This window comes from Streptomyces sp. NPDC050704 (genome assembly GCF_040654355.1).
Lineage (GTDB): Bacteria > Actinomycetota > Actinomycetes > Streptomycetales > Streptomycetaceae > Streptomyces.
In genome coordinates this window covers 1-10,095 of the sequence record NZ_JBFAHW010000207.1, presented here as the reverse complement: position 1 = coordinate 10,095, position 10,095 = coordinate 1, and the positions used below count along the sequence as shown (strand labels likewise).

At 69.0% G+C, this 10,095-nt stretch carries 9 protein-coding genes and 1 pseudogene; 4 read left to right on the top strand and 6 right to left on the bottom strand.

What is annotated here, in order from left to right; all coding sequences use genetic code 11:
- Positions 1–90 precede the first annotated feature (90 nt).
- On the bottom strand, positions 91–771 hold the full coding sequence (locus AB0I18_RS50410; RefSeq protein ID WP_363112598.1) for an alpha/beta hydrolase: 681 nt from the start codon (positions 769–771) through the stop codon (positions 91–93).
- Here AB0I18_RS50410 and AB0I18_RS50405 point away from each other — a divergent pair.
- A pseudogene (locus AB0I18_RS50405) lies at positions 748–960 on the top strand (zinc-binding dehydrogenase); the annotation flags it as partial. The gene AB0I18_RS50410 and the pseudogene AB0I18_RS50405 sit on opposite strands and share 24 nt — an antisense overlap.
- A 115-nt stretch (positions 961–1,075) precedes the next feature.
- Complete coding sequence (locus AB0I18_RS50400; protein ID WP_363112597.1) at positions 1,076–1,945, top strand: alpha/beta hydrolase; 870 nt, start codon at positions 1,076–1,078, stop codon at positions 1,943–1,945.
- A gap of 120 nt (positions 1,946–2,065) precedes the next feature.
- On the opposite strand, the gene AB0I18_RS50395 is transcribed toward AB0I18_RS50400, so the two are convergent.
- Positions 2,066–2,929, bottom strand: coding sequence for a DUF4394 domain-containing protein (locus AB0I18_RS50395; RefSeq protein ID WP_363112596.1), 864 nt, complete (start codon positions 2,927–2,929; stop codon positions 2,066–2,068).
- 290 nt (positions 2,930–3,219) lie between these two features.
- On the opposite strand from AB0I18_RS50395, the gene AB0I18_RS50390 reads away from it, so the two are divergent.
- On the top strand, positions 3,220–4,425 hold the full coding sequence (locus tag AB0I18_RS50390) for a helix-turn-helix domain-containing protein (protein WP_363112595.1): 1,206 nt from the start codon (positions 3,220–3,222) through the stop codon (positions 4,423–4,425).
- 10 nt (positions 4,426–4,435) lie between these two features.
- On the opposite strand, the gene AB0I18_RS50385 is transcribed toward AB0I18_RS50390, so the two are convergent.
- The 3 genes from AB0I18_RS50385 to pgm form a co-directional block, all read right to left on the bottom strand.
- Positions 4,436–4,906 (bottom strand): pyridoxamine 5'-phosphate oxidase family protein, encoded by a 471-nt coding sequence (locus AB0I18_RS50385; RefSeq protein ID WP_363112594.1) that lies wholly within the window; start codon positions 4,904–4,906, stop codon positions 4,436–4,438.
- Between the two features lie 188 nt (positions 4,907–5,094).
- Positions 5,095–5,562 carry a MarR family transcriptional regulator gene (locus AB0I18_RS50380; RefSeq protein ID WP_363112593.1) on the bottom strand — a complete coding sequence of 156 codons (468 nt, stop codon included), beginning with the start codon at positions 5,560–5,562 and terminating at the stop codon, positions 5,095–5,097.
- Positions 5,563–5,659: 97 nt separating this feature from the next.
- Complete coding sequence (gene pgm, locus AB0I18_RS50375) at positions 5,660–7,300, bottom strand: phosphoglucomutase (alpha-D-glucose-1,6-bisphosphate-dependent) (protein ID WP_363112592.1); 1,641 nt, start codon at positions 7,298–7,300, stop codon at positions 5,660–5,662.
- A gap of 715 nt (positions 7,301–8,015) precedes the next feature.
- On the opposite strand from pgm, the gene AB0I18_RS50370 reads away from it, so the two are divergent.
- Entirely contained in the window at positions 8,016–9,512 is a 1,497-nt protein-coding gene (locus AB0I18_RS50370) for a HEAT repeat domain-containing protein (protein WP_363112591.1), read from the top strand.
- Between the two features lie 44 nt (positions 9,513–9,556).
- Here the strand turns inward: AB0I18_RS50370 and AB0I18_RS50365 are convergent, their stop codons facing one another.
- Positions 9,557–9,679, bottom strand: coding sequence for a hypothetical protein (locus tag AB0I18_RS50365; RefSeq protein ID WP_363112590.1), 123 nt, complete (start codon positions 9,677–9,679; stop codon positions 9,557–9,559).
- Between the last annotated feature and the right edge of the window lie 416 nt (positions 9,680–10,095).

The following is a 10,095-nucleotide window of genomic DNA, read 5'->3' as shown; positions in this document are numbered from 1 at the left end:
GTGCACCGGGACGAGATACTCCCGCGCATCCCGGCCGTCCCCGGCAAGGGCGAGGTGCTGTGGCGCTCGCTCCTGGTGAGGTCGGTGCGGTCAGGCGGCGAGGAAGTCGACCACCTGCTGGGCGAAGGCCTTGGCGTACTGGAAGAGGAACGCGTGGCCGGCGCCGGTGTAGAGCACGAGAGTGGCGTTGTCGAGGTGCTGGACCGCGACGTAGGAGGCGTGGGCGGGGATCATCACGTCATGCAGGCCGTTGGCGTAGAGCACGGGCTGCTTGATGGCCTCCAGTTCCGCCCGCACCTCGTCAAAGGGGGCCGCCAGGAGCGTGGCCGTCGCGGTGAGCATGCCCTGGGCGGCCGTCTCGGAGACTGCGGGGCCGCCCGCGGCGAGCCGGGTCGAGACGTGGTCGAAGTGCTCGCGCCCAGCAGCGCGGGCCGTCTCCGTCTCGGGGTAGAACAGATACAGGATGTCCTCCAGGTCGGCATCGCGCTTGGCCATGATGCCCAGGACCTTCTCGCTGAACGGCGGAGCGTCGGGCACCCAACCGGCCGGGCCGCTGCCCGCCACGACGAGCCTGCGCACCAGCTCGGGACGTCGCACGGCCACCCGCTGGGCCACGATGCCGCCCAGGGACCAGCCGAACAGGTCGGCCTGAGGCAGACCCAGTGCGTCGATGAACTCGATGGCTCCCCCGGCGAATCCCTCGAGCGAGTCGCGCGGCTCGCCGTCGGTGTAGCCGACGCCGACGTCCGGCGCCGTGCCCGACGCCGTCAGGTGACGTACTCGTTCCTGTTCATGAAGGCCGGCGGGGACCAGTTGCGCGAGCTCACCGCCCTCATCGACGCCGCCAGGATCCACCCCGTCGTCGACACCGTGTTCCCGTTCGAGTCGACCCCAGAAGCGCTGGAGTACGCCGAAGCCGGGCGCGCGAAGGCCGGCAAGGTCGTCGTCAGGATGACGTGAGAGGCGTGCGGAAACAGTCCTGCCGGCCCGTCAAGGTCCGCCACGAGCGCCAGAACGGCAACAGCCCGCAGCACCGAGAAGTGCCCTGGAACCCCCGCTACAGAAGGACCTGAACATGAACACCCCGCGCAATTCCCCGTCTCCCTCGACGTCGTCGTACAAGAACGCGCCGACCCGCTCCGTGTCCGTTCGCGGCGAGGACTTCACCTACCGGGAACTCGGCCTCGAGGGCGGCGTGCCGCTGATCCTCCTGGTCCACCTGGCCGGTGTGCTGGACAACTGGGATCCGCGCGTCGTCGACGGGCTCGCCGCACGACGGCGGGTCATCACCTTCGACAATCGCGGGGTGGGCGGATCGAGCGGTTCCACGCCGGACACGATCGAGGCGATGGCCCGCGACGCGGTGCTGTTCATCCGAGCCCTCGGGTTCGAGCAGGTCGATCTGCTCGGCCTGTCGATGGGCGGCTTCGTCGCACAGGTCATCGCGGGGGAAGAACCGCGCCTCGTCCGCAAGGTCATCCTCGCGGGCACGGGCCCCGCGGGCGGTCCCGGCATCGACAAGGTCCCGGCACTCGCCATCCAGGCCACGCTCAAGGGCGGCCTGACCCGCCAGGATCCCAAACTCTCCCTCTTCTTCACCGAAACCGCAGGCGGCCGGCAGGCCGGACGCGCCTTCCTGGAACGGCTGAAGGAGCGCACACACAACCGCGACAAGGGCATCTCGCTGCCTTCGCTCCGTGCGCAGCTCAAGGCCATCAAACAATGGGGACGTCAAGCACCGTCGGACCTGTCGGCGATCCACCAGCCGGTCCTCGTGGCAAACGGTGAGAACGACCGGATGGTGCCCAGCCAGAACACACTCGACCTGGCCGCACGCCTGCCCCGGAGCGAACTCGTCCCCCTCTACCCGGATGCCGGACACGGGGGAATCTTCCAGTGCCACGAGGAATTCGTGCCGAGGGCGCTTGAATTTCTCGAGTCCTGAACCTGAGCGACCCGGACCCGGCCGAGCGGCACTTGTGCCTGCAGCCGGTCCAGGAGAACAGGACGTGCGGCCCGCCGGGCGTGCGGCTGTCCGGCGGGTCGCCGTGCGAGTCGGTGAGGGTCAGCTTCCGGTGAGGGTGACCGCCAGGGACGTGATGTTCAGCGGGAACCGGGCGATCGGAGTCGGTTCGCCGGTAACGAGATTGACGCTGTAGAGCGTCGGGGTGCTCGCGCCGTACGGCGTGAGCGAGGCGAACGCGGCGACCGACGTCGTCTTGCCGTTGGTCAGGTAGCTGAAGATGTCCAAGCCCGCATTGGGCTGCGCGTCGAAGCCGAGGGAGCCGACCGTGGACAGGGTGCCGTTGTTGGCAGGCGCCTGGAGGACGAGGTTGTCCGACGTGGTGTCGATGCCGTACAGGAGTGTCCCGGTGGCGGCGACCAGGTCGTTGTTCGTATAGCCGGACGCGGTGACGCCCCGGGTCGGCCCGGTGAGCGGCGGGGTGGTCAGGGTGGTGTCCTCGACCGTGGTGTGGTCATTGAGGTTGTGGCGCAGGTTCTGGCCATTGTCGCTGACGATCCGGAGCCGGTCGGCCGCCGGGTTGAAGTCGAAGCCGAAGTTGGTGCCGTACAGCGCGACTTGGAGCTGGGAGACCTTGGTGACCACCACGTCGGAGGTCTGCGGCGGGGTCTTGATCGTGTAGATGCCGCCCTTCTCGCCGAGGCCGTACAGCAGGCCGTTCTGGACCCGGTGGTCGATGGCGAGCAGCTTGGTGTCGCCGCTGAGGCCGGTGATGGCCTGGACCCAGTCGAGCGAGTTCGGCCGGTCGGTGGTGAAGGTGGCCATCAGGCTGCCGTCGCCGGTGATCCCGTAGGCCCGCAGGCTGGGCGTGGCGGTGGTGGCGGCCGAACCGGTGCCGGGCGTGCTCACCAGCAGTGCCGCGGAAACGGACAGGACCGCGGCCGCCGCCGCGAGTCTCTTTCTCATTCCTGTTCTCATCAGTGTTCCCCTCCCGTTCGATCGAATGCCATCGGGGGAAATTGCACACGCGATGCGAATCTCTGCGAATGCGAATTTCGGCATGTTGACGACTATCATTTAGCCGTCTTCACCGCAGCTACACAACCGGATCAATGCACAATGCCGCCTTGATCCGGAAACTTTGCACATCATGACAAATGCCAGGTGAGGCAAAGGTCGTCGATTCACGCGAAGTGACAAATCACGTCCGGATTTCGTCTGTCGACCCGCTCACCTGCGGTGGCAGGCTCCCGCCCATGGGAAGCCTCTTCGCCGAACTGGCCCGGCAGGCGCCGACCAACGCCCGCCGGGAGGTCGAGGCGTATCTGCGCGAGATTCCGGAGTTCCGTTCGTGGGAAACCAAGCCCCGGGCCAAAGCCGAGACGATGGAATACTCGGTGTGGCTGCGGCGCCGCACGATCGAACTGTCTCCGGACAACAGCGAGCTGACCACCGACGACCTCCGCTACATCGCGGCCATCGGCGAGGTACGGGCCGATGCCGGAATGTCCTTGCATTCGCGGCAGCAGGTACTGCAACTGCACACCACGCTCATGCTGCGCGACATCCACGAGGCGGCCGAGGGCCTGCGCGGCGGCGATGTCGAGGAACTCATGCAGGTGATGACCTGGTTCGCCCCGCAGGGCGACCGCGGCATCGTCGCCTACCGACAGGGATTCGTGACGGTGCTGCGCCGCCGAATGCCGTACGTCGAGCAGGTCGCCCTGCTGGCCAGGTCACTGCTGACCGGCGACCCCATGGCCGCGGACCTCGCCGCCGCCCTCGACCTGGAACTCCCCGAGTTCTGCGCCGTCACGGTGATCCGCGTGCCGGACCGCCCCTTGGGCGACGGTGATCTGGACATCGAGATCGAAACGCTCGTGAAGACACACCGGGTGCCGGTCGTCTGGCACCCGGAGAGCGGCACGAAGGGCGGTGAGCTGATCGCCGTCGTGCCATGTGCCGACGAGGCGATACGGCTGCCCTCCGCACCCGGCGCCGTAGCGGACCTCGTCGGGGACTTCGCCGAGGCACTCGGCCGCCCCTGCGCCGCCGGCACCGCCACCGCACCGCTCGACGAACTCCCCGCCGCCCTCGAACGGGCCCGCCGGATCAGCAGGTCGGCCCCACTGGGGAAGCCGTCCCGCCGGCTGCGGCCGTACACCATGGCGGACGTCTTCGTCGAACTCGCGGTCGCGGACGTGCCGTTCATCGACGCCTGGCTCCACACGGTGGCCCGCAGGCTCGAACCGGGCCCGGACCTCGTGACCACGCTCGATGCCTACTACCGCCACGACATGAACCGCGGCGCGGCGGCAGCATCCCTCAACGTCCACCCGCGCACCCTGGACTACCGCCTGCGCCGGGTCGGCGAACTCACCGGCATCGACCCCGGCTCGGCGCACGGCGTACGCACACTCAGCGCCGTCGTGACACGACGGCTGTCGGGCGCGTGGACCTGACTCTGCACCGCTAGACCAGCCACTTCCCGTCGCGCATCAGGGTTCGTCCGGCCATCTCGGGAACCGTTCCCCATGCCTGCAGCACCTGCGGGGTGACCTGGAAGAAGACGTACGAGGGATGGTCCTGGCGAGGGTCCCAGCCATCCTTGGCGGCGAAGGCGTCTCCCACCTCGGCCGGCAGCTCCTCGCGGGTCAGCATGCGCGTGGTGCCGTGGACCAGGACCACGTCCCGACTGTGGCCGAAGCTGAGCCGGACCCGGCCCGAGGCGCACAGGTTGCGCCCGGTCGGGTTGGTGTCGCGGGTGGACAGCCACACGGCCTCGCCGTCCCACCAGAAGGCCAGCGGAACGAGGCACGGTTCGCCGGTGGCGTCGGCCGTGGCGACCCATACGTCGCTGTCCCGTGCGAGCCGTTCAAGCGCCTCGCGCTTGCGCTGCTGCACGTTACGGGGTCCGCTGGGGTGAGAGTCAACTGCCGTCATGTGGAGAGGCTATGGCGTGAGGCACTCGGTCACATCCGGCGGCGGAACTAGGTCGCAAGGCGGAGGTCCGTCCTCGTCCTTGTACTGGGCGTACCCGATCAGCCCGCCAACGCAGCGGCGGGCGGGCGAGTCGGCACGGCGGCTCGGTGTACTGGCCGTCCGGCGGGGCAGCTGAGCTCTTCACCCGCTCAGGCGGGGTCCTCGTCCAGCTTTGCCACCACTCGGTCGGAGATGTCGGCCAGCGTCCGCAGCTCCGCCGGGGTGACATGGTCCAGGAACAGCTCCCGCACCGCCTCCACATGCAACGGAGCCGCCGCCTCGATCGCCACCCGCCCGGCATCCGTGATCACCACGAACGCCCCCCGCGCATCCTCGGGACACTCCTCACGGACCACCAGCCCCCGACCCGCCATCCGCGCGATGTGATGGGACATCCGGCTCTTCTCCCACTCCAGCGCCCGAGCCAGATCCTGATAACGCTGCCGCCCCTCCGGCACATCCGTCAGATTCACCAGCACACCGAAATCCGCCGCCGAAAGCTTCGACTCACTCTGCAACATCCGCGACAGACGACCCCCCAACCGCTCATGCAACCGGACAAAGCCCCGCCAGGCGTGCTGCTCCTCCGCCGACAACCACCGAACTTCTTCATCCATACAAGCGAGTGTAAAGGAGTTGATAAGTCACCCAGCTGGAGCAAGGGCGACCCGTCAAGACGCCAATCCCCGCACGGCGTGCCAGGTCTCGTCCGCGTCAGGTGCCCAGCGCCGTCAGCACCACCGACTTGGCCTCCTCCTGGACCTGGCGCAGATGGTCCGGGCCGAGGAAGGACTCCGCGTAGATCTTGTAGACGTCCTCGGTGCCCGAAGGACGGGCCGCGAACCAGGCGTTGGCGGTGGCGACCTTGATGCCGCCGAGGGCGGCGCCGTTACCGGGGGCTTCGGTGAGCACCGTGGTGACCGGCTCACCGGCGAGGGTGTCGGCGGTGACCTGGCGCGGGGACAACTTGGCGAGCAGCGCCTTCTCCTCGCGGGAGGCCGGGGCGTCGACCCGTGCGTAGGCCGGGGCGCCGAAGCGGTCGGTGAGCTGCGCGTAGTGCTCCGAGGGCGTCTTGTCGGTGACGGCCGCGATCTCGGAGGCGAGCAGGGCCAGGACGATGCCGTCCTTGTCGGTGGTCCACACCGAGCCGTCGCGGCGCAGGAAGGACGCGCCAGCCGACTCCTCGCCGCCGAAGCCGAGTGTTCCGTCGGACAGGCCGTCCACGAACCACTTGAATCCGACCGGGACTTCGACCAGTTGCCGGCCGACGTCCGCCGCGACACGGTCGATCATGCTGGACGACACCAGGGTCTTGCCGATCCCGGCGCCGGCGGGCCACTGCTCCCGGTGCGAGAACAGATACGAAATCGCCACGGCCAGATAGTGGTTGGGGTTCATCAGGCCCCCGTCCGGCGTGACGATGCCGTGCCGGTCGGCGTCGGCGTCGTTACCGGTGGCGATGTCGAACCGGTCGCGCTGCTCGATGAGCGAGGCCATGGCGTACGGCGAGGAGCAGTCCATGCGGATCTTGCCGTCCCAGTCCAGCGTCATGAAGCGCCAGGTGGGGTCGGCGAGCGGGTTCACCACCGTGAGGTCGAGCCGGTGCTGTTCGGCGATCCGGCCCCAGTAGGCGACGGAGGCGCCGCCGAGCGGATCGGCGCCGATGCGCACACCGGCGGCCCGGACCGCCGCCAGGTCAAGCACGTTCGGCAGGTCGGCCACATAGGCGCCGAGGAAGTCGTGGCGGCCGGTGCCGGGTGCCGCCAGGGCACGGGCGTAGGGGATGCGCCGTACGTCCTTCAGGCCGGCCGTGATGATCTCGTTGGCGCGGTCCTGGATCCAGGAGGTCGCCTCGGAACCGGCGGGGCCGCCGTTCGGCGGGTTGTACTTGAAGCCTCCGTCGGCGGGCGGGTTGTGCGAGGGGGTGACCACCACGCCGTCGGCGAGGCCGGACGTGCGACCGCGGTTGTGGGTGAGGATGGCGTGCGATACCGCGGGGGTGGGCGTGTAGCCGTCGGCCCGGTCGATGAGGACACTCACGTCGTTGGCGGCGAACACCTCCAGTGCCGTGATCCGCGCGGGCTCGGACAGGGCGTGGGTGTCGGCGCCGATAAAGAGAGGGCCGTCGGTGCCCTGGGCGGCGCGGTACTCGCAGATGGCCTGGCTGGTGGCCGCGATGTGGTCCTCGTTGAACGCCGCCGCGAGGGACGAGCCGCGGTGTCCCGAGGTGCCGAACGCCACCCGCTGCCCCGGTTCGGCCGGGTCGGGGTGCAGCGCGTAGTACGCCGTGACCAGGCGAGCCACATCGATGAGGTCCTCGGGCCCGGCGACCTGCCCCGCACGCGCGTTCTGCATGTCCCGCTCCTCCACAAGGGATCAACCGTTGGGTACGGCCCTCATTCTCCCCTGCCCGGCCCATCGGCACGCGCATCGGTGACCGTTGGTACGCGTCCGGCGGGTGCGACGGTGCAGGCCGGCGAGCCAAGGGACACCGACGTGAGGCGCGAGGACCAACGGGCGCCCACCGCCGTGCGGTTCGAGGCGCTGGGCACGTTCAGCGACGGGGCCGGCCCCGTAGAGTCGCGGCATCTCCTGCGACGTCCTGAGCTGAACCGGATTGTCTCTGCGAAACCGGGTCCGTCAGGCCGAGGCCGATCAGGGCAGCCGGCCCGACCTGCTGACCAGCACCGCGCGAACCGAACTCACCCAACTCCGCAAGGAGACAGCCGAGTTGCGGCGAGCCAACGAGATCCTGAAAGCCGCCTCGGTGTTTTTCACGAGGGGGCTCGACCAGCCCCCTGGCGGGACGCCGACCAGATCGAACACGCCGTCGTCCAACAGGTCGGCTGGTACAACACCGAGCGCCTGCACTCCGCCCTCGGCTACCTCTCAGCCGAGGAATTCGAGGCCCAGCACTACCGATCCCAGGCGACCACGTACGCCGCCTGAAACCACACAAACCGGCCGCTACGAAACTCGGAACAGCTCAGCCTCACCCTTAGGCGAATGACATGTGCGCCCGTCGGCGCAACCTCCCGTCGGTTCGGCAGTCTTACTTCCCGGGGTACACATGACGACAGAACATCAGGTTGCCTTCTTCCTGAGGGAGCTGGAGACGGGCGACACCTGGCGACGGGCAGCAGCAGCGAAGGGGCTCGGCAAACTCGGCGGCGCCGAGCACGCCGCGGTGCTCGTCCGGGCAGCCACCGACCCCGCGCCCGAGGTGCGGGAAGGGGCGGCGGTGGGCCTGGGCAGGCTGGGGGTCCCCGAGGCCGGGGCGGAGGTCCTGCCCGCGCTGATGGACGACGACGATCCGCGGGTGCGCAGGCAGGCCTCTCTGGCATCCCTCCGGCTCGGGCTGCGCGATCGCGAGGTCATGGACGCCTATGGGCGTCTGCTCAGCGACCCCGACCATCACTTGCGGATCAACGCCTTGGAGGGGTTGCGGGAGCTGGGCGTGCCCGGTGATGTTCCCGCGCTCGTCCGGCTGATGGGTGATCCGGCATATGGCATCTGGGGCCGGGCGTGGGCCATGGTCTTCGAGTTCAAAGAGGACCCGGACGTCGAGGCGGAGGTGGTCCGTACGGCCCAGTGGGGTGCGGACGCCGCCCGCGTGCATGCCGTGTTGATGCTGTCGGACCAGCACACCGACCGGCTGCTGCCGTCGCTGCTGAGAGATCTGACGGACGCCGCCTCTACCGAGGTGCGCTGCGCCGTGGCTTTCCGACTGGCGCGCGTGAAACGCCCGGAAGTGCAGGACGCGCTGTTCGCGACTCTGGAGGCGGAGCGGGACCCGGAGATGGCCATACAACTGCTGTTCCTGCTCGGGCGATCCGGTGACGAACGGCTGCTGGATCCGGCCTCGCGCTGGCTGAGCGACGAACGGGCGGGGCCGTCGGCCGCCACTGCTCTGGGGTCCGTCGGCGGCAAGGCCGCCACAAGGCTCCTGCGGGCTCTCCTCACCGACTCGACAACGGCCGCCCGCACACTCGCGGCAGCAGCAACGGCCTACGGCGATATGGGGAGATGGGACGCCGTGTGGCTGCTGCTCCCCCTACTGGACCATGCCGCGCCCGAGGTGTACGCAGGTGCGCTGCGCGGCCTGGACGCCATGGCGGACACGGAGTTCCGGCCGTGGGAACGCGCGGCGGTCGCCCGGGCGCTGGTGGCCCGTCTCCACGTCGCGCCCACTCTGGTCGGGGTGACAGAGAGGGTCCTCACGGGTTTGGCGGAAGCCCTGCCCGGTCTGCGGGAACTGGTGGACCGGACGACCTCCCCCCTTGTCCGAACCGCCGCGCTGTCGCTCCTGGACCCGCACAATGCGACGGACGCCGGCACCCCGCACGATCTGCCGCTCTTCGTGCGGCACTTGGACGACGTGGATACGGGGGTGCGCCAGGCCGCCGCGAAGGGGATCGCCCACTGGGTGAAGGAGACGGGCACGCTCCCCCCGGACGAGGAGCGGCTACGCGACCGACTCACCGCCCTGGACTCGGACCCGTTCGATTACATACGCGAGGCAGCGGCCGAGGCGCTGCGGGCCCTGGACGACTGCCGGAACAACTGACGGGGCAGGGGTGACAGCGGCAACACCGGTAACACCCCCACCCTTCACTCCGGAACCGCCCAGCTCAGCACAGTCTCGGGCTCGTACAGCTCCAGCCACAGCGCCAGGTCCAGGAGGACCTTCGTGGTCTCGTCATCACGGATGACCGGGATCAGTTCCTGCGGCATTCTCGGCTGCCGTACCGACCGGATCCTCGGCCGCGTCATCGGCATCCGGATCCGGCGAGTACTCCCCCAGTCGGAAACGACCCATACGAAAAGGGCCCCCGCAGGCTCTCGCCTGCGAAGACCCTTCACACTGTCGGGACGACAGGATTTGAACCTGCGACCCCTTGACCCTCAGTTAGGTGATCGGTGAGCGGCCTGCGAAGGGTCGTTCTTCGAGGTCACTGTCCAGCGTACTCGGCCGAGTAAAGGGGTCTGTGTACTCGGGCCTGTGCCGGACCGCCTCGTCGCCTCACGCACCGCCTTCCGCTCGTCGCCGGCGTCGGCCCGGGCCTGTTCGGCCAGGCGGTTCAACACCCGCTCCGCGATCGCCAGTTCATCCCGCTCAGGCCTGGACCTCCTGGAGTTGCTTGGCCAAC